The organism is Vreelandella sp. H-I2 (genome assembly GCF_052959335.1).
The window spans coordinates 521156-540099 of sequence record NZ_JBRAMC010000001.1 but is presented as its reverse complement, the minus strand read 5'-3'; the positions used below and the strand labels follow the sequence as shown (position 1 = coordinate 540099).

Sequence of the window (18944 nt, the reverse complement as noted above, 5' to 3'; positions counted from 1 at the left end):
GCGTGAAGGGCGGCTGGGTTAGAACGCGTAGCGCAGCGTCGAAGAGATGCTGGCCGGTTCACCGTAAACGCCGTAGCCTGCGAAATTGCTGTAGTATTTCTCGTCGAACAGGTTCTTGACGTTGACCTGAAGCGACAAGTCCGGTGTGAACTGATAGCGGCCGAAAAGATTGACCAGGGCGTAGCTATCCTGCTCGAATTCGCTGGGTATGCCGGCCGGAGTGCTAAGGTCGCCAGCAAAGAGGCTGCTCTGCCAGTTAACCCCGCCGCCCACGGTTAGCTCTCGTTTTTGCGGCACGTTGTAGCTGGCAAACAGGTTAAACAGTGAACGCGGCTGGTTAATGTTGAACGAGTCATCATCGGCCTTTGCGGTGAAATGGGAGTAGCCGACCGTCATATCAAGATCGTCAGTCACAGAACCGCTCAGCTCCACCTCAAATCCTTCGCTCACCACGCCGTCGGCGGCGGAGTAGAACGTCTCGGTTTGGCCAGGGCTCATCGGCAGGGCCGCGGCGACGTTGTCCTGCTCGATGCGGAATACCGAGAAGGAGCCGTTCAGCAGCCCATCAAACCAGGCGGCTTTAAGTCCGGTCTCGTAGTTTTTGCCGATCACCGGGTCCAGATAGCTGCCGCTGGCATCGCGGTAATTCTGCGGCTCGAAAATCTCGGTGTAGCTGGCAAAGGCCGAATAGGTATCATTGAAATCAAACACTACACCGCCATAAGGCGTGACTTCGTACTTGCTTTGGCTATCCAGGCTGCGGAATAGCGTCATTCCGTCCCACTCGGTATAGCGCGCCCCCATAATCAACGTCAGTGGGTCCGCTAGCGAAAAGCGTGATGCGGTATAAACAGCTTTCTGACGTGTACTGGAGGCCTCGGATGGCACAAATGCGGGCCAACCCTCGTTGGGCGCGCTGCCATCCCAGTTATTGAAGTCATCAACGCTGAAACCGCTAATGAAGGTGTTTTCGTAATCGTTGGTTTGGTCGCTGTAGCTGCCGCCGATGACCATCTCATGTTCGCGGCCTAACAGGGTAAATGGCCCGCTGGCCTGGGCGTCAACAGAGTCGACTTCCCGGTGCCCACGGTTCCATCCTGTGAAAAAGCTGACGCCGCTGCCATCGGCTCGATCCGGCAGTGTCCCTTCCACATAGGGATAGGCCAGCTTGCCGTCCATATCGGTTTCTTCATGAGTACCCACTACACGAACCTGCCAGTCATTGTCGAACCGGTGGCTGATTTCAGCGAATACTTTCTCGGACTCGAAATCGTAGTAAGACCAGTCTGGCGCTACGCTGAACGAACGCGAGTAGTCCGTCTCGCTGCCATCGCTATACCAAAGCGGTAAGCCGCCCCAGGTGGGGGAAGAAGTGTGGCTGTCTTGATAGTCGAAGCCAATCGAGAGTGTGGTGGACTCCGTTACATCAGCATCGATAACGCCGTAGCCGAAGGTGCGGCGTTTGTCCTGACGATCAAGGTGCGCGCCGCCTTCTTCATAACCGCCGATAAAGCGCGCGCGCACATCGCCAGAGGCCGTCAGCGGCGTGGTCACATCGAGGGTGCTGCCACGTTTATCCCAACTGCCCAGCGTCCCGGAGATGGAGCCGGTAAGTTCGCGGCTGTCGGCGTGCTTGCGCACGAAGTTGACTGACGCCCCCGGATTACCCGAGCCGCTGACCAGCCCATTGGCACCACGTATTACCTCGACTCGATCATAGATCGCTGTATTGAGGCGGCCTTCGCCGAAGTACCAGCGGTTATCGGTGTTAAGGGTCGGAATACCGTCGTACTGAAAGCTGTTGATTCGGAAGCCGCGCGATGAAAAGCTGACGCGATCACTATCTATGTTGCGCGTTGAAATGCCAGTGGTGTTGCTCAGCACTTCTTCGATGGAGTTTAGGTTCTGATCTCGTATGCGCTGTTCAGTGACGATACTGATCGCCTGAGGCAGTTCTTTCTGGCTAAGCGTCAAGCCGGTGCCAGCGTTAGTGCTACGTCGCGTGTAGCCGACGTTCTCATAGAGATTGGTGCCGGTGACGGTCAGGGTGCCTAATGCTTCGGCATCGTTGGATTGGGCCAGCGCGCCGTTCGACATGAACAGGGCGACAGCGATAAATGCGGTAAGCGAGATACCCCGAAGGGAGGAGGAAACTGCCAACGAGTCTTTGGGTGCTCGAAGCCGCTTCATAGTCAAAACATGAAGTGAAGACGTTTTCATAGGATCCCTTGCGCCACTTGCTTAATAATTTTAGGTAATTAAATAACGAAGTGATCATATAAAAACGGTTCCCAAATGTAAATGCGCGTGAGAATGTTTAGTATTTGTGAATGGTGCTTAATTGTCGCAGCAGGGATTGCTGGAAGGGAAAAAACCATGAAGAGCAACTAATGTCACTACTTTCTACCGAAGGCAGCAAGGCAAGGCGGGAAGGGGCGTTAGCGCCATTAGCAACTACCGAGGTTTTCTCGGTAGTGCACGAGAGGGAGAAATGGCGCTCGTTAAACAACGTTACGCTAGACAGTACTAATAGGGGCGCGAGCTATCTTGATTAGGCTCCTGGTAATCTGATTCTAGCGCTGACTCAATCACGACGGCTGTTTCAAACTTCTCGTTTTCCAGAGCTGCTAAGGCGATTTCAAAGCAGTCATCGATATGACTATTCCCCATGTACTTCATGGCAGTAAAGCTAATGCTGCCGGCTACGGCGCTGCCGACGAAGGGCACGAACTTAGAAACATTCTTTGCGGCTACCTTGCCTGCCATCTTATTAAGTAGCAGCACGATCAGTTTTCTGGTGATGTATTTGCCAGCCATTTTGCTGCCGGTATTTGAAATGGCAGTCATCACAAAAAGTTTGGACTCAATGTCCAGGCTGTCAATTTGCTCAGGCGACAACCCAAATTTTTCGTTAATTTTGGGGATTAGTCGCATCAATATAGCCACGTCAGAACCTATATCGAGCCCCGGTATGGGAATGACGGCGGTGCCTGCGGAAAGGCTTGAACTCCTCGTGACCATCGATTGGCATGCCTTTCGGATGGCTTCGAGCTCTTCGATTGACTGGATCATATACAACCTTATCTAGATCAAATAGGAAAGGCGGCAGCCTTTGCGACTGCCGCCTTCATTACGCTGTTAGTGATGCATCTTACTCATCACCTTCATACGTCACGCGCCAAACGGCGTTCGTCAGGTCGTCAGCGATGATGAGGGCGCCGTCGGGGTCAATAGTGACCCCCACCGGTCGACCGCGCGTTTGATCGTCGCCATTGAGAAACCCGGTAACGAAGTCAATCGGGTCGCCATCGGGTTCGCCGTTACTGAAGGGCACAAACACGACTTTATAGCCAACGGGGTCATTGCGATTCCAGCTACCATGTTCACCGATAAAGACACCTTCGGCGAAGTCATCGCCCATTTCAGGCGTGGAGAAGGCAAGGCCAAGCGGCGCTACATGCGAACCCAGGCTGTAATCAGGCACAATGGCCGACTCCACTTTATCGGGTTTTTGCGGGCGTACACGTGGATCAACATGTTGCCCCCAATAACTGTAGGGCCAGCCATAAAAACCCCCTTGTTGCACGGTGGTGAGGTAGTCAGGAACCAAGTTGGGCCCGAGTTCGTCCCGCTCGTTAACCACCGCCCACAGTTGATCCGTCTCAGGCTGAATCGCCAACGCCGTAGGGTTGCGTAAGCCGGTGGCATAGGGCCTGTGCGCACCGGATCCTGGATCAATCTGCCACACTTCGGCGCGGTTGACTTCCGCTGCCATGCCGCGCTCGGTGATATTGCTGTTAGAGCCGATGCCTACAAAAAGGAAACGACCATCCGCGCTCGCGGTCATCGCTTTGGTCCAGTGGTGATTGATCTCGGAGGGTAGCTGCGTGACCTCTTCCGGCGGCCCGCTGGCCTCGGTTTGACCTTCCTCGTAATCAAAGCGTACGACCGCATCTTGGTTGGCGACGTAGAGGTTATTATCAATCAACGCCAACCCGTAAGGCGCATTGAGATCGTCGGCAAATACCGATTGCTCGTAATCGCCATCGCCATTTTCATCGCGCAGAAGGGATAATCGGTTGCCGCTCTCAACTTTGGTGGTGCCCTGGCTTTTTATATACCCAGCAATAAAATCCTTTGGCTTCAACTGCGGTGCGTTGCCGCCGCTCCCTTCGGCCACCAGAATATCGCCGTTGGGCAGCACCAACGTTTGGCGCGGTATCTGTAGATCAGTCGCAATGGCCGTAATGGTGTACCCATCAGGCACAGTGGGGAGCTGGTCGCCCCAGTCAGCGGGCTCAGGCACTGTCATGTCCGGCAGGAGTCCGCGCTGCGGTTCGGGAAGGTCAGGATTGGGGCCATAATCCTGTTCGCTTTGAGCGCTAGCGCCACCTGCAACGAGAAGAACAGAGAGAGGCGCGGCGAAGAGGCTAGTGAGCTTCATGGCTTACCTCCGTTACCAAGGCGGGAAAAACCGACCCAAGTCGCTGTGCCCGCGAGCAAAACAACCACGATCGAAAGAGCAAAACCGGCAGGCATCATGGCCCAGGCATCCCGCGCATGCGCCAGCGCATTAATAAAGCCTAGTATCAAGGTAAGCAGTAGTAGTGCAGGGTAAACCAGCCGAACCATGTTGCGATGAGAGGAGCGAAAGAAGCCAATAATCGCACATAAAAATGCGAATCCCGTAAAGATAAGCCCACCCACATTTAGCCAGGAAGCGAAGGTCGCCCACTGAATGTGGTAGGTCGTTGAGTAGGCGTAATCGCAAAGCATGGCGCCAAGAAAGAGAGGGAAGGTTCCTCCAAGTAGTACGGCATGGATCGGATGCAATCCGCTGCGATAAGTGTGTGTACTAGAGGCTGTCACGGCAAACTCCTTATGCTGATCAAGCTGATTGATTTACCTAGGCTGGCGTTTGCAAGCGCGAAGCCATCCTAGGCGACGACGTCATTTTCGTTAGGGAAGTGTAGTTGACGAACAGAAGCTTGCCCAAAGCGAAGCAAGCGGGTAGAGAGGCGTTCTCTTTGACAGGGGGGCGAGTCGCTATCGCTAGGTCATAGCGAAAGGGACGTTTGGCGCGTTCCCGCCGTGGCGCCTAAATGGCTTCGAAAGAGTAAGCGAACGCTCAACCCTTGTCAGTTAAGCTTCCTCACGGCTGGCCATGCAGAATGCGTGAGAGTGAGGACTCTATATGGCGTTTCATCGCTGCTCTCGCCTTTGTTTCATCTGCTTCGCGAATCGCTTCTATGATGTTGTTATGTTCTTCGGTGACTTGCCTGGATTGCAATATTCTCGGCAGATCTGAAGTTTGCTGCCCTAGTTTGACGGAGAAGATGACCCCCGTTTGTAAAGCCAGCACGGAACTAAGTAAAAATTTATTACCGGACGTTTTAGCGATTTGAACGTGAAAATCGAAATCTTCTTGGGTGCCCTGTCCGCCGTTTTGATTGATTTTTCTTAAGATGCGGCTCTTTTCTTCAATGCGTTCAATATCACTATCGCTGCGTTTTAAGGCGGCAAGAGCTACTGATTCAGTTTCAATTAGCAGCCTGAAATCAAACAGTGCGATCAGGTCGCTTAAGTTGTTGACGAAGTTGGGCGCATCCAGCGCAGTTGTTGGCCTGGCTACCACAAAAAGTCCTGATCCTTGACGGGAGGCGACCAGACCTTCGGCTTTTAATTGAGCAATGACTTGGCGTATGGCGCTACGGCTTAATTCGTAACGGCTTGCCAGTTCGGCCTCGGTTGGCAAGCGCGAGCCGCGAAGATATTGGCCGCGAAGAATCCAGTTACGCATATCTTCATGCAAGTCTTTAGTCTTTTCGACTTTTGTCTTTGTTGTCACGTTGTAAAATTCCTTTCTCTGACTGTTTTTATTTAAAAACAATCGGTTAACTGTTTTTTTTAAAGTTAGTTATAAACAAATTGATAAATTTGTTTGGCCAGAGTGTACTGAGGTTGGTGATTAAAGCCCTAATAAGGAGACAACAATGCGCGCACGCCATCAACTCATAACGTTGCTTTTAGCATTATCAATAACGCCCTTCGCTCAGGCGGATAACTTCGTGTTTGGTCATATCTATGAGGCGAGTCATAGCCACCATAAATGGGCGCTATGGGCGGCTGAGGAAATCGAAAAACGTAGCGAAGGCAGGCATAGCATTGAGGTTTTTCCCTCCTCACAATTGGGGAACGAGGTTGAACTCAATGAAGGTCTCGGTCTGGGGACAGTGGATATTATTTATACCGGTAATGCATTTGCCGGAAACGCCTATCCGCCGATTGCGCTGGGTAGTGCGCCGTTTGTTTTCCGTGACTTTGACCACTGGATCGCCTATTCAAAAAGCGGCCTCTTTCAGGAACTCACCCAAGGTTATGAAGAAACGACAGGCCATGTGCCGCTTGGTTTGATCTATTTTGGCCAGCGCCATGTGACTGCCAACAAACCGGTGCTTACTCCGGAAGACATGCAGGGCATGAAAATTCGTGTGCCGGATGCGCCGCTTCTGCTGATGTTCCCAAGAGCCGTTGGCGCCAACCCTACACCGATTGCCTTCTCTGAGGTCTATCTGGCGCTTCAGCAGGGCGTAGTGGATGGCCAGGAAAATCCGCTGCCGATCATTCGGGCAATGAAATTTGAAGAAGTGCAGTCTGACATCTCGCTGACCGGCCATATCTATGACAGCCAGCCGATCATTATGAGTGGCAATGCTTGGACGCAGCTTTCCGCCGACGATCAGGCACTTTTCCGGGACGTCTTTCAGGAGGCTGCTGAACAGGGGAGCTTGGATATCCAACAGCAGGAACAGGATCTGGTGCCCTGGTTCCAGGAGCAAGGAACTCAGGTACACGAGGTAGATCGTGAAGCGTTTGCCGAAGCGGTAAGGCCGAGCCTGATGGGTGAGGACGTAGGTTGGACGGCTGACCAATACCAGCGCTTGGAGGCGATTGAGTGATGCAAGGGGATAAAGACACTCGTCATAGTGAGGTGACGGTGATGTCGGTAGAGCCCGGCCGCGAAAGTGCGGCCGGAGGTGAATCTGGGTTATCGCACAATACTACGGCAGCTACCCCACCGCTGAAATGGGTCTTCGAAGACCATGTAGCGCTTGGGGTCATGATCCTGCTGGGAAGCGTGGTCTTTGCGCAGTTCCTGTCGCGCTACGTGTTCAATCACTCGATCGGCTGGACTGAAGAGGGCGCCCGCATGCTGCTGGTGCTGCTGGTGTTTATCGGTGCGGCGGGTGCTGCCTCGCGCGGCACGCATATCAATGTCGAGATTCTTGAACTGATGGTGCCCGCAAGGGCCAAGCGCTGGCTGCGCGGGTTCAATAACCTCCTCAGCGGCGTGTTCTTCGGCTATGTAGCCTGGCTTGCCTGGCAGGTCGGGCAGCGGGTGTGGAATTCCAGCATGAGTACACTGCCGATCTCTAAAGGTTGGCTTTATACAGTGATCGCGGCTGCCTGTGCGGCAATGGCATTGCGTATGGCCCGCCAAGGCATCGCCTGCTGGCGTGGCAAGGAGGGGAAATGATCATTCTGCTGTTTGTGGCGCTGGCATGTCTACTCTTGATTGGCGCTCCCGTCGCGGTCGCGCTGGCCGGGTCGTCACTGGTGTACCTGCTCGCTTCCGGCAAGATTCCGGACATTATCCTAATTCAGCGCATGGTAGGCGGGGTGGATAGCTTCCCGCTACTGGCGGTGCCGTTCTTTATTCTTGCAGGCAACCTAATGAATGTGTGCGGCGTGACTGAGCGCATCTTTCGCTTTGCCGATTCGATTGTCGGATGGATGCGCGGTGGCCTGGGCCACGTCAACGTTGGCGCCTCGGTGATATTTGCAGGTATGTCGGGCGCGGCAATTGCCGATGCTGGCGGCCTGGGTGCCGTTGAGATTAAGGCGATGCGTGACAAAGGCTACGATGTTGATTTCGCCGTGGGGATTACCGGGGCTTCGTCGACCGTTGGGCCTATCATTCCACCGTCCCTTCCGCTGGTGGTTTACGGGGTGGTGGCCTCTGCCTCGATTGGTCAGCTGTTCATTGCGGGCATTGTGCCTGGTCTGCTTATTGCCGCCATGTTGATGCTGATGGTCGCGGTTATCTCGCACCGGCGCGGTTATCCGGTGGGTGAGCGCTTTTCGGTGGCGCGCCTGCTCTCTTCGTTCATGCATGCGTCGCTTTCGCTCATGATTCCGGTGATCATTGTGGGAGGCATTGTGCTGGGCATCTTTACGCCCACCGAGAGTGCGATTGCAGCCGTGGCCTATGTGCTGGTACTGGCAACGGTGGTATACCGCAGCGCTGGCTGGCGCCAGATCATTACGGTGTTTCGTGAAACCATCGAAATGACCTCTGTGGTGCTCTTGATCGTGGCGGCTTCTTCGATCTTTGCGTGGATACTCACTCGTGAAGGCGTCCCTACGGCCTTCGCCGGAGCGGTCATGGCGGTGGCCGATAATCCGATTGTCATTCTTCTGCTCATCAATCTGATTCTATTGGTCGTTGGCTGCTTTATGGAAACCGTGGCGGCGATCACCATCCTGACGCCCGTGCTGCTGCCGCTGGCCGTACAGGCAGGGGTCGATCCTGTTCAGTTCGGCATCATCATGGTGCTCAACCTGATGATCGGGCTTTTGACACCGCCGGTGGGGCTGGTGCTGTTTATTCTGGCGCGGATTGCCGATATCTCTTTCCCCCGTGCGGTTAAGGCCACGCTGCCCTTTATCGCGGCACTGTTAGTGTCGCTTTTGCTAATCACCTTTATCCCCGCTTTGACGCTATGGCTGCCTAGCCTGATCTAGTTTGGAGACTCAGTTGCATGAATCATCTGCATAGTAATCCTTCTGTGGCCCGTGATGCGATTATCGAGGCCATCGATATGGTGCCCATTGGCAGCTATTTACCGGCGGACGGCGGCTATGGGAGCGCGCGGGAAATTGGCCATGCACGGATGGCAACGCTTGTCTTCGTACGCTTGTCGGCGGGTATTGTCGGTATTGGTGAGTGCTATGGCCCGCCCAAGACCACGCTGGCCTATTTGGACATCCTGCGTGAAGCTTACGTGGGTGAAAGTGCCTTCGATCATCGGGTGATTTGGCGACGCATGGGCAATGTGCTCTATCACGTGCGCGCCCAGAGCCAGCTCGCCGCGGCAGTGAGTGGGCTGGATATTGCGCTTCACGATGGGCTTGGCAAATTACTGGGCCTACCGATTTATCGGCTGCTGGGTGGGGAAGAGCAGGCGTCAGTACAGGTCTATGCCTCCGGCGGCTATTTTCATGAGCCGGCGGCGCTGCCACTGGAAGCGCAGCTTGAACGCGTGGCGGGGCAGTTTGGTGGTTACAAGATCAAAATTGGCCACGGCGTCAAAAGCGACCTTAAGCGAATGCAGAGCGCGCGGCGGATTCTTGGCGATGACGTTGCCATTATGGCCGATATCAACGGGGCCTACACGGCGGATATAGCGCTGGAGTCCATGGCCGCTTTGGCGCCGCTGCGCCCTTACTGGATCGAGGAGCCGGTGGCACCAGAAGATCTTCCGGGTTTCCGCCGCCTTGCCTCGCGCCGAGAGGGGCGTATTGCCGCGGGCGAGGCTTCGGTCAACGCTGTCGAGTTTCGCGAGCTGGCCGCCACAGGCGGTGTCGATGTGCTAATGCCGGATCTCAACCTGTGTGGCGGCTATGTGGAGGCGCTGCGCATCGCGGATATGGCGCATCTCAATGGCCTGAGAATCTCGCCACATGTATGGGGTAGCGCGGTGGGTATTATGGCAGCCGCTCACTTCGCCGCCGCGCTGCCGCCGCATCCACATCCCGACCGCAACCATACGCCTACCTGGGTCGAGTACGACGTGTCGGCCAATAATCCCCTGCGTGAAGCGCTTTTAACGTCGCCGTTAAGCCTTAACCATGGGCGCCTTGCACTGCCCAATGCGCCGGGGCTGGGTATTGAAATCGACGATGAGCGGCTCAAAGCGCTCAAGATTGAAATTTAACTGTATAAATGCGCGCCTGTGAGCCGATACACCAGGGTGTTTAATCCGCCCACTGCCAGGGGGGCTCGTCTAGCCACCCCTGGCCTAGGATAACGGTCTCGCCAAACTCTTTATCCAGCGCGATAGAGTTACAGGCCTGATCTTGTTCCAGTGTCGCCACTAAGCGCGGCGCGTGGGAAACCACCCATACCTGGGTTTCCCGCGATGCACGGATAATCAGGCGGCCCAAGGCGGGAAGCAAATCCGGATGTAGGCTGGTTTCTGGCTCATTCAACACTAGCAAGGAAGGCGGCCTGGGTGTGAGCAGCGCCGCCACCAGTAGCAAATAGCGAAGCGTGCCGTCTGATAGTTCGGACTGGTTTAAGGGGCGCAACAGCCCCTTTTGTAGAAACTGCAGTAGAAAGCGATTACCAGCGTCGGCTTCAAAATTAATAGTGGCGCCGGGAAAGGCATCTTCAATCGCCTCGTACAACGCCTCGCGGTCGCCGATCTCGTGGATAGTTCGCAATGCGGCTACTAGACTGAGGCCATCGTGATCCAGCACCGTGGTGCGGGTGCCGATTTGCGGTGTGCGGATGAGGGAATTTGGATCGGTTCGGAACTGATCGTAGAAGCGCCAATGACGAATGGCTTGCCGTACAGCATAGACTTCAGGCACGGCGACCGGGTCACTGATTTCGTTCAGAATGCTTTCGTAGCTATTAAGGTGGGCATCGTAAACCTGCCATTTACGACCTGCACGCACTTTAACCACAGACCCAACTCGGTCGATCAAGCAGCTACTGGGACGGCAAACATCGCCTGCCCAAATGCATTCCCGTTTGATCTCGGGGTCGAACTGGAACATGGACGGATCTTGGTAGCCCGCAAAGCCCTGTGAGGCGGGCATCCCTAGTGAAATGGCGTAGCCGAAATCTTCACCCACAAAACCCAGCCTAAGCCGGGGGCTGTTTTTCTTAGCAGAGCCCTCAATGGCAGCGGAGCCCTCTCGCATGTCTTTGGTGAGTTTTTCCGGGCCAGCCCAGAAGGTGTAATCAAGCCCGCCTTCTTGAGCAATCGATGAGATAAGATTGCCTTTGGCTGTTTCTGCCAATAATCGCAGCGCTTTGTATAAATTGGACTTGCCGCAACCGTTGGGCCCAGTCACTACATTGAGACTCGACAGGGGAGAGACAATTTTTTTCAGGCTGCGGTAGTTGGATACGGCAAAGGTGTTAATCATAGTGTCAGGGGCGTTGGGGGCTGGCTGTTCTGAGCAGCGTGAAAATACCAGTTTAGCCCCAAGTGCCCCCTCACTAGAAGACATCGATAGCTGGAGATTTTAAATGGCTGAATTGCGTAAACTCTATCCGCCGATCGAACCTTACCTAACAGGCATGCTTGATGTGGGTGATCGGCATACACTCTACTTCGAGCGGGTGGGCAAACCAGGTGGTAAGCCGGTGGTGTTTCTGCATGGTGGGCCCGGAGGTGGAATTTCGCCTGACCATCGCCGTCTTTTCGACCCGGAGCGCTACGATATTCTGCTCTTTGATCAGCGCGGCTGTGGCCGTTCAGAGCCCCATGCCAGTATCGAAGCCAATACCACTTGGCATCTCGTCAACGATATTGAGCTGTTGCGGGAGCATATAGGGGTTGAAAAGTGGATGGTATTTGGCGGCTCCTGGGGTTCTACCTTGGGCCTTACCTACACCCAGACGCATCCAGACCGCGTGAGTGAGTTGATTTTGCGGGGCGTCTATACGCTCACCCAGGCTGAGATCGACTGGTACTATCAGTTTGGTGTATCCGAGATGTTTCCCGACAAGTGGGCGGCGTTTCAAGCGCCCATACCGGCAGAAGAGCGACACGATATGGTTGCCGCTTATCGGCGACGCCTGGTGGGAGATGACCCTGATGTTCAGCTCATAGCGGCTAAGGCGTGGACAATATGGGAGGGTGAAACCATCACGCTCCTGCCTGATCCTGCTTTATCAGAACCGTACAGTGATGGTCATTATGCATTGGCGTTTGCGCGCTTGGAGAACCACTACTTTACCCATCGTGCTTGGCTGGAAGAAGGGCAACTCCTCGCTAACGCCTATCGTTTGAAGGGTATCCCAGGCGTTATTGTCCATGGGCGTTACGATATGCCATGCCCCGTTCGAAATGCGCTGGCGCTTCACCAAGCGTGGCCAGATTCCGAATTCCATTTGATCGAAGGCGCAGGGCACGCGTGGAGCGAGCCCGGCATTCGCGACCAGTTGATACGAGCGACAGATCATTTTGCGTCCACAACTAATATCCATTCCTATGAACAGTGACGCCTGATTTCATGCCTTCTGCGAGTCAGTTTTCTCCTTACTATTGTGCCTATTGAGGAGCGGGATGCTTATATCCGCGATTTCGGCGAGGGTTTTGTTCGGCAGTTGCCTTTATTCTGTACGAGCTGTCTGATGAGAGTGCCATGCGGGCATTACTTCTTCTCAATATTAAAAGAATCTCGGGAATATACCGAAAGACTGGATCAGGCAAGAAAAGAAGAGTATTTGGCATTCTGATCCGTTCATTTTGAATCTATCATTCATGTACTGATTAAGCGACTAGTAAACCAAGCATTCTTCTCTAAAAGAGCTAATTAACTAATATGTAGGAAGTTAGAGAGGAGGCGATCCATAAGTTTCTTTTTCAGCTGAGTAGGTTGAGTAACTAGTTAAACGTAAGGAGTGAATCATGAAACTTTTAAATGCGGCCTTAATTATTGCATTAGTGCTTTCCTCTGGCGCAGCACTCGCTGAGAGAGGCTCGGGTGAAGACAATAGGATTATTCATCCTGAATCGACATCAACAGAGTTAGACAGTGGTACACGAAACCTTCCGCCCTCTGAAGCGCTTGTTAATAACCCTTAGAAGGCGCTAAATGGGGCGGTTATAGCCAGTACATTCTAGAAGGATCTAAAGTCATTGAAACTACTCGGCAGCTTGTAACGTTTACATTTAAATAAAAATCGCCAGTATTTTGCCGAGAGCTAAATAACTGTTTAAACATAAGGAGTGAATGATGAGAATTTTAAATGCAGCCTTAGTCGTTACATTAACACTTATCTCAGGCGTAGCACTCGCTGAGAGAGGTTCGAGTGAAGACAACAAGATTGTTTATCCTGAATCAGCGCCTTCGAAGCAAGATGGCGGTGCACGAAGTTTTTCACCGTCTGAAATGTTGGTTATAAATCCTTAAACGAAGCTACTGATTATGAATAGATAGCAATGCCGGGCGGGCCTAGTAATTTTAGTCCCGCCCGTTTATTTTCAGACTTCCATTTGATTCAGTAAGAATGAAATTTTAAGCTATCTTCTAGGGCTGCGGTCTCAATAGCCAAGCACAACATTTACCCCATTAGATGAAATGTTGCCATGAATTATGCTTATCGCTATCTTTCTCGGTTGTGTATTTTATGGCGGCCAACGCTTGGGCTTGCCGCGTCCAATCCATCGCATAATCGACCATCACGTTTCACGTGGGTAATCCACATATCCGGCCGCGCCGCCTCCATACCAGGTTTCTCGTGAGGGCACGGGCGCGAGTGGGACACTACGCTGTAGTCGCTCGACAAGGTCGGGGTTGGATAGATAGAGACTCCCAAACGCTGCTGCATCCGCGGCACCTGACGCAATTACCTCCTCCGCCCTAGCCTTGTCCAGCCCGCCATTGGCAATGATGAGACCATCGAAGAACTGGCGAAAATATCTGGCGGTTCCTTCGTTCAACGCCTCGACAGGCGTTCCAGTCATATCTGTGGGCGAATCCTGGAGTTGGAGGTAGGCGATCTTCAATTCGGCGACCCGGGTAATGAGGCGTTCATACGTCGGCAACGTGGCAGACGTGGGCTGCAGATCTCCTAAGCCAACGGCGGGACTCAACTTCAAACCGACCCTTCCCCGTTGCCATTCGGAGATCATGGCCTTCAGGATCTCCAATGGAAAACGGATCCGATTCTCGACGCTGCCACCGTAGTGATCCTCGCGGAGGTTGAACCTGTCACTCAGGAACTGAGGAATCAGGAATCCGACGCTGCCATGCAGTTCGACACCATCGAACCCTGCCTGCTGAGCGAGACGGGTCGCGCGAGCATAATCCTCAATCGTACGTTCGATGTCCTCGAGCGTCATCGCTCTTGGCGTGGTCGTTTGCTGAAAGCCGCCAGCAAACACCTGGTGATTCAGGTTAACCGCTGAAGGCGCCAGAGGTAACGCACCGCCAAGCAAGTCTGGATGCGAGGCCGCGCCGCAATGCCCAAGTTGCACGAAGATCCGGCCACCGGCCTCATGAGCCGCCTCGGTTACCGGCTTCCAGCCCTCCATCTGTTTATCGGTGAAAAGGCCGGGCACATCGACTGCACCGACTGCCTCGCGGCTCGGCCACGTTCCTTCGCTGAGAATCAGCCCGGCTGACGCCCGCTGCTTGTAATACTCGATCTGCAGCGGGATCGGGATCAGTTCGGGATTGCTGGTTCGCGCCCGTGACATGGAAGCCATGATGATGCGGTTGCGCAGTTCGACCTCGCCGAGTGTGACCGGCTTGAACAGTATGCTGTCGTGGTTATTCATTAGATTTTCCTTTTTGTGTGTCCATATCATTCCCCAGCTACCGTTGGCCATTGAAGGCGGGAAAGGAACGCGGTGCAGGCCAAGGCAGGAAAAAGTCATGGCCAGCAAGCGGCGCGCCCACCGCTTGCATGCGTCCGCCTTTGCGCAGGGCTCCCAGGTCGATTGGGGCAAAACCGAAGCTCTCGAAGAGATCCGCGACTTCAGTCTTCGCCGCGCTGTCATCGCCCGAGACGAATACCACCCGACGAAAGTCGCCAGAGCTGGGATCCAGTTCGAAGTTCGTCATGAAGAGCGAGTTCATCGCCTTGACGACACGCGCCCCAGGCGTGAGTGAAGCGACCGTCTCGCTGGAGCTTCCGTCACCGAAGTCGACGAGCCCGCCATCCTCGAAACCATTGGTGGCATCGATCAGTATCTGTCCATGCCATGTGGGCAGCGATCCGAGAGCCGCATCGACTTCAGGCCAGGGCACCGCAAGCAGTACTACCGGATTCTCGACCGCCTCCTCAGGCGTGGCCGCATTCGCCAACGGCCCGAGACCTTCTACCAGAGCGGCCAGGCTATCTGGGCCGCGACGATTGCTGAGGACGACGGCGTGCCCGGCTCCGATCGCCTTGCGGGCGAACGCCTGAGCCACCTGACCCGCGCCAATGATGCCGATGTTCATGTTTCCCACTCTCTCATGGTTAGATCCGTCAATGCGGTTTTGATGTGCCGAACGACGAGCCACCGAGCTGAAGAACCCGAACAGAAGCTGGATGGTCTCGTCGGGTGTTCTTCAGTGATGAAGTGGCCGCTGTCGTTCATGTTGACGTCAGCACTGTAGATCGAGCAATATACTTAAGACAAGTATGCACCTTTTGGTAAGTAGGGAGATCGCAATGAAAACAGCCAATATTATTCCTCCGTTTACATGTGGTCTGGACGCCACGCTTCGCGTAATAGGAGGTAAGTGGAAGCCGTTGATCCTCTTTTTCCTGCATGATGGATCGAAGCGTTATGGCGAGCTGAAGCGCTGTGTTCGAGGGGTTAGCGACAAGATGCTCATCCAGCAGCTCAAAGAGCTGGAATCCGATGGTGTTGTATCAAGAACTGATCACAAGGAGATCCCGCCGCGCGTGGACTATGCTCTGACGTCAAGCGGTCGGAGCCTCTCACGAGCTTTGGTTCCGCTGTGCGAATGGGGAACAGAGAATTCGGACATGATCGCTTCAGCGCTTGCCAAGCGTGGAGAAGCCTGATTTCAGATCAAAAAATGGCATGTTGCCTAACATATCGTTCTTCATTCGAAGCTTGTAATTTTCTCACAATTACTCAGTTTCTATTGGCAAGACGCCTTTCCTTGTTGTGGGCGCTGAGCCCTACGCAATGATACCCACCCGGCAATACGCTGTTGCCCGCTCATGGCGGCACGATATTCAACGTCACCGTACGGCGCCCGTCCAACTGACGAATGCTGTCCGTGTCGACGGACTCGTTCAGGTCGGTCAGCGCGGAAAGCGGTAGCACCGACGTGCGAATAGCCCATTAAGGTCTGATGCCTACACGCTAGGCATCCTTTACGAGACCGGATATACGCTAGCAGTCAACTGTGCCGCTATGACCTTTTGTGTTTGTAGACGAGGAGGAATCCATATACGCGCTACTTATTTCTGCCAGCAAGTATTATCGGGGGGACTGCTTTTCTGAGATTCTGAGGCCGAGTCGTTATTAATGGTTAGTTCGTCATTTGATATTCAGCACAGCAATTAAGTAATGGATTAGGCCAATAAAAATATAACTAAAAGAGTCCCTGCGCCTGCCATTCCTATTGTATTGGTGGAGTCTATTATTTCATCCTCAATATAACTCAGCAGCCAAGCTGTAGTGCCTTTGGTTTTAATTTTTGAAAAGAGGAAGGCTGTAGTGCTAGCTTCAACGCTGAATATGGCAATAATGGTTTCAACTGATCCATTATTAATTAAAATTAGACATAAGGCCAGAAAAGCAATTAAGGAAATTATTATGTGTAAAGTAAAGTACTGTAAATAGCTTAACTTTCCAGGAGCTTCCGGCAGCCAAATGTCTGAGAATAATGTTTTCCCTTCCACGCAAAACGATAGTAAAAAGCACTTTGGCCGTGAAGGCTTAGTTACAAGCATGTCGTTACCCTCTTTATGCTCAATCAGTCAGTTGTTTTCGCTGATTAGCCATCTGTAACCTCGCGGATATTGGCGAGAAGTTCGAGAAAATAGGGGTTCCAAGTCAGGCGGGCGTGGTATTTTTCAGCTTCGCTCTGGCCCCATGCTCCAAACCACAGAGTGTCCGGGTCATCGGGTGGCACGAGGCCGTCCTGGCCGTTTTCCAGCATGAGGTAGCTACCTTCTTCACCGTAATAAGTATTCTCGGGCGCAAATAGCACATTCATATGGGAAAAGTTGCTGATGCGTCGTTCAGGCAGGCGGCTGGTAAGTATGGTGACACTTAGATCGTCAATGTGCGGTTGGGTATCGCCGTACCACACGAAGCGCGATTTCGGGTGGGAGAAGCGGGTTTGAAAGGCATTGAGCGTCGCGTTGGGGTCAAGGACGCTATCATGCTGGCTCATCGTTATTAGTACAGGTTTATCAAAGCGTTTGGTTTTGAGATTTTTTTGCACGGCATTGACCGAGCGATAATAGAGAGATGCCCCGCGGGCAGGAAGTGACCGATAAGTGGCAATATTGTCTTCATCATCGATGTCGAGCCAGTCCCATAAATAGGCAATGGCCGGGGCGAGGAATAGATAGTGGGTATCGGGGTAAAATCCAGGAGAAAATAGCAGCAGACCATCGACATTGTCATCGCTGAACGCATGAGAGGTGACCAGATTACCGCCCGTTGAGAAACCACCCAGCCAAAGTTCATCGACCTCGGCTGCCAGCAGTTTGGCATGATGGGCAATGATTTTTTCCCAATCATCATTATCAGGCAGCATCAGATCGGCGGGACGAGTGCCGTGACCAGGCAGCAGAATGGAGCGAACCAGCCAGCCGTCATTCGCCATAGCGGTGGCGATATCAATGAAATACCACGGGCTTGCGCCTAGTCCATGTACTAACAGGATGCCGCGTTTCGTCGGTTGATCAGGGCGGAGTTCAAACGGTGTATTGAGCTGTATTTCAAGGTCACGGTCTTCACTGATGAAAGTGCGGTTATCCGCAATCCATTCACGTGTTTCGCGCACATATTGATCGAAACTCTCCTGGTCATAGCGAGGCAGGTTTTCTGAAGATTGAAAACCCGGCGAATCCGGTGGCAAGGCGCAGGAAGTCAGCAAGAAAAGCGTGAAAAGTAGAACGCTAAGGCGGCTAATCATGGAACCCTCTCTGTAGGTGCTTGCCTCTGACAGAGAGTCACAAATGTGCTCCCCCTTACTTAGAATGACCGGGCAGGCGGGCTGTGCGGTGTTTAACGAGCAGCGTTATTATTTCGACTGTTGCGGTCATTTAGCTGTTTAAGGCAAACCCCGGCAGCACTGCCTCGGCCTCGATAGCGATTAACCATTCCGGTTCGGCAAGGCCGTACACAATCAACCAAGTGGCAGCTGGCGGTGCGATAGGGAAGCGATGCTTCAACGTCTCCATCACCGCTTCTTGATCGTAGCGAGCCGATTCGGCCAGGTAGATTCTCAGCATCACTACCCGCGAGAGATCACCGCCAAGGCTTGATAGCAACCGTTCGACATTGTCCAGCGCCGCCTTGGTCTGCTCGGGAAGTTCGGGGCCCGCTAAATGGCCCTCAGTATCAACCCCTACTTGACTAGACATCAGCACCCGGGCGCCTCCCTGTACTAATACGGCTTGGCTATGACCTTCGATCAAGGTATCGGGCAGGTTGGGCGGATTTAGGGGTTTACGTCTTAAAATCTGCATTACAACCTCCTTCCTAAGTTCATAGGGTCGCTTGCAAGAATTATTGTTCGGTCAATCGTGCGTGATGCTCTGGTGGGTTAGCCATTACCGCTAGCTGACAATATCGGCCTACTTTACTTTCTCGTTTCTTACTGAAAGCGTTTCTTACTGAAAGTACGTTTGCATCAAATCGGTCTCTAACGAAGAATGCGCAAGCCATTCCACTTAAAGCAGGCCTGCCGTGAGCGCCTTGAGTGTGGCCGCAGCACGAGTGGCACAGTTGAGTTTTCGGAAAATGCTCTCGACATGGAGCCTTCAGCGCTTGGGCTGATGTGGCGCAGAATCTCAAGTGCGTGTGGTGATTTCGTCGCCCAGCAGATAGGCAAAGCCACCCGCGCTATTGATAACCAGCCTGGAGATGTAGTCCTGGTTGGCTATTTCTGGTGTGGCATGGCGATCACCGAGACGGGGCCCACCCATGCCACTG

Annotated in this window: 20 protein-coding genes; 8 read left to right on the top strand and 12 right to left on the bottom strand. The window is 53.5% G+C overall.

Going from position 1 to position 18944, the window contains the following annotated elements; genetic code table 11:
* Positions 1-18: 18 nt before the first annotated feature.
* From fhuE to ACUVOF_RS02570, 5 genes are all read right to left on the bottom strand, one after another.
* On the bottom strand, positions 19-2190 hold the full coding sequence (fhuE, locus tag ACUVOF_RS02590; RefSeq protein ID WP_447042880.1) for a ferric-rhodotorulic acid/ferric-coprogen receptor FhuE: 2172 nt from the start codon (positions 2188-2190) through the stop codon (positions 19-21).
* Between the two features lie 336 nt (positions 2191-2526).
* A complete protein-coding gene (locus ACUVOF_RS02585; RefSeq protein WP_447042879.1) occupies positions 2527-3072 on the bottom strand; it encodes a hypothetical protein in 546 nt (181 codons plus the stop codon).
* A 79-nt stretch (positions 3073-3151) separates the two neighbouring features.
* On the bottom strand, positions 3152-4444 hold the full coding sequence (locus tag ACUVOF_RS02580; RefSeq protein ID WP_447042878.1) for a PQQ-dependent sugar dehydrogenase: 1293 nt from the start codon (positions 4442-4444) through the stop codon (positions 3152-3154).
* Positions 4441-4869, bottom strand: coding sequence for a DUF2231 domain-containing protein (locus ACUVOF_RS02575; protein ID WP_447042877.1), 429 nt, complete (start codon positions 4867-4869; stop codon positions 4441-4443). The genes ACUVOF_RS02580 and ACUVOF_RS02575 overlap by 4 nt, the downstream gene beginning before the upstream one ends.
* Positions 4870-5152: 283 nt before the next feature.
* A complete protein-coding gene (locus ACUVOF_RS02570) occupies positions 5153-5848 on the bottom strand; it encodes a FadR/GntR family transcriptional regulator (protein WP_447042876.1) in 696 nt (231 codons plus the stop codon).
* A gap of 145 nt (positions 5849-5993) precedes the next feature.
* Between ACUVOF_RS02570 and ACUVOF_RS02565 the strand changes: the two genes are divergently transcribed.
* Genes ACUVOF_RS02565 through ACUVOF_RS02550 form a run of 4 tightly spaced genes read left to right on the top strand, consistent with a single transcriptional unit; the run spans position 5994 to position 9998 of the window.
* Positions 5994-6959 (top strand): sialic acid TRAP transporter substrate-binding protein SiaP, encoded by a 966-nt coding sequence (locus ACUVOF_RS02565; protein WP_447042875.1) that lies wholly within the window; start codon positions 5994-5996, stop codon positions 6957-6959.
* Entirely contained in the window at positions 6959-7537 is a 579-nt protein-coding gene (locus ACUVOF_RS02560; protein ID WP_447042874.1) for a TRAP transporter small permease, read from the top strand. Before ACUVOF_RS02565 ends, ACUVOF_RS02560 begins: the two co-directional genes overlap by 1 nt.
* On the top strand, positions 7534-8805 hold the full coding sequence (locus tag ACUVOF_RS02555; RefSeq protein WP_447042873.1) for a TRAP transporter large permease: 1272 nt from the start codon (positions 7534-7536) through the stop codon (positions 8803-8805). Before ACUVOF_RS02560 ends, ACUVOF_RS02555 begins: the two co-directional genes overlap by 4 nt.
* A gap of 17 nt (positions 8806-8822) precedes the next feature.
* Positions 8823-9998: a mandelate racemase/muconate lactonizing enzyme family protein gene (locus ACUVOF_RS02550; protein WP_447042872.1), complete on the top strand. Its 1176-nt coding sequence runs from the start codon at positions 8823-8825 to the stop codon at positions 9996-9998.
* A 40-nt stretch (positions 9999-10038) separates the two neighbouring features.
* Here ACUVOF_RS02550 and ACUVOF_RS02545 read toward each other — a convergent pair whose 3' ends face one another.
* Positions 10039-11304: an AAA family ATPase gene (locus tag ACUVOF_RS02545; protein ID WP_447042871.1), complete on the bottom strand. Its 1266-nt coding sequence runs from the start codon at positions 11302-11304 to the stop codon at positions 10039-10041.
* A gap of 19 nt (positions 11305-11323) precedes the next feature.
* Here ACUVOF_RS02545 and pip point away from each other — a divergent pair, with 19 nt between their 5' ends.
* The 3 genes from pip to ACUVOF_RS02530 all read left to right on the top strand — a co-directional run bounded on the left by pip (position 11324) and on the right by ACUVOF_RS02530 (position 13215).
* Positions 11324-12301, top strand: a complete 978-nt coding sequence (gene pip, locus ACUVOF_RS02540; protein WP_447042870.1) for a prolyl aminopeptidase — start codon at positions 11324-11326, stop codon at positions 12299-12301.
* Positions 12302-12710: 409 nt separating this feature from the next.
* A complete protein-coding gene (locus ACUVOF_RS02535; protein ID WP_447042869.1) occupies positions 12711-12887 on the top strand; it encodes a hypothetical protein in 177 nt (58 codons plus the stop codon).
* A 151-nt stretch (positions 12888-13038) separates the two neighbouring features.
* Positions 13039-13215, top strand: coding sequence for a hypothetical protein (locus tag ACUVOF_RS02530; protein ID WP_447042868.1), 177 nt, complete (start codon positions 13039-13041; stop codon positions 13213-13215).
* A gap of 269 nt (positions 13216-13484) precedes the next feature.
* Here ACUVOF_RS02530 and ACUVOF_RS02525 read toward each other — a convergent pair whose 3' ends face one another.
* Both ACUVOF_RS02525 and ACUVOF_RS02520 read right to left on the bottom strand, forming a co-directional pair.
* A complete protein-coding gene (locus ACUVOF_RS02525) occupies positions 13485-14585 on the bottom strand; it encodes an alkene reductase (RefSeq protein WP_447042867.1) in 1101 nt (366 codons plus the stop codon).
* Between the two features lie 37 nt (positions 14586-14622).
* Positions 14623-15252 carry an NADPH-dependent F420 reductase gene (locus tag ACUVOF_RS02520; protein ID WP_447042866.1) on the bottom strand — a complete coding sequence of 210 codons (630 nt, stop codon included), beginning with the start codon at positions 15250-15252 and terminating at the stop codon, positions 14623-14625.
* Between the two features lie 214 nt (positions 15253-15466).
* Between ACUVOF_RS02520 and ACUVOF_RS02515 the strand changes: the two genes are divergently transcribed.
* Complete coding sequence (locus ACUVOF_RS02515) at positions 15467-15826, top strand: winged helix-turn-helix transcriptional regulator (protein WP_447042865.1); 360 nt, start codon at positions 15467-15469, stop codon at positions 15824-15826.
* A 519-nt stretch (positions 15827-16345) separates the two neighbouring features.
* On the opposite strand, the gene ACUVOF_RS02510 is transcribed toward ACUVOF_RS02515, so the two are convergent.
* The 4 genes from ACUVOF_RS02510 to ACUVOF_RS02495 all read right to left on the bottom strand — a co-directional run bounded on the left by ACUVOF_RS02510 (position 16346) and on the right by ACUVOF_RS02495 (position 18937).
* Entirely contained in the window at positions 16346-16726 is a 381-nt protein-coding gene (locus ACUVOF_RS02510) for a hypothetical protein (protein WP_447042864.1), read from the bottom strand.
* A gap of 44 nt (positions 16727-16770) precedes the next feature.
* The gene (locus ACUVOF_RS02505) at positions 16771-17922 is read right to left on the bottom strand and encodes an alpha/beta hydrolase (RefSeq protein WP_447042863.1); all 1152 of its coding nucleotides are present in this window, start codon (positions 17920-17922) and stop codon (positions 16771-16773) included.
* A 130-nt stretch (positions 17923-18052) separates the two neighbouring features.
* Positions 18053-18478 carry a Rid family hydrolase gene (locus ACUVOF_RS02500; protein WP_447042862.1) on the bottom strand — a complete coding sequence of 142 codons (426 nt, stop codon included), beginning with the start codon at positions 18476-18478 and terminating at the stop codon, positions 18053-18055.
* Between the two features lie 324 nt (positions 18479-18802).
* Complete coding sequence (locus ACUVOF_RS02495) at positions 18803-18937, bottom strand: hypothetical protein (protein ID WP_447042861.1); 135 nt, start codon at positions 18935-18937, stop codon at positions 18803-18805.
* Positions 18938-18944: the final 7 nt, after the last annotated feature.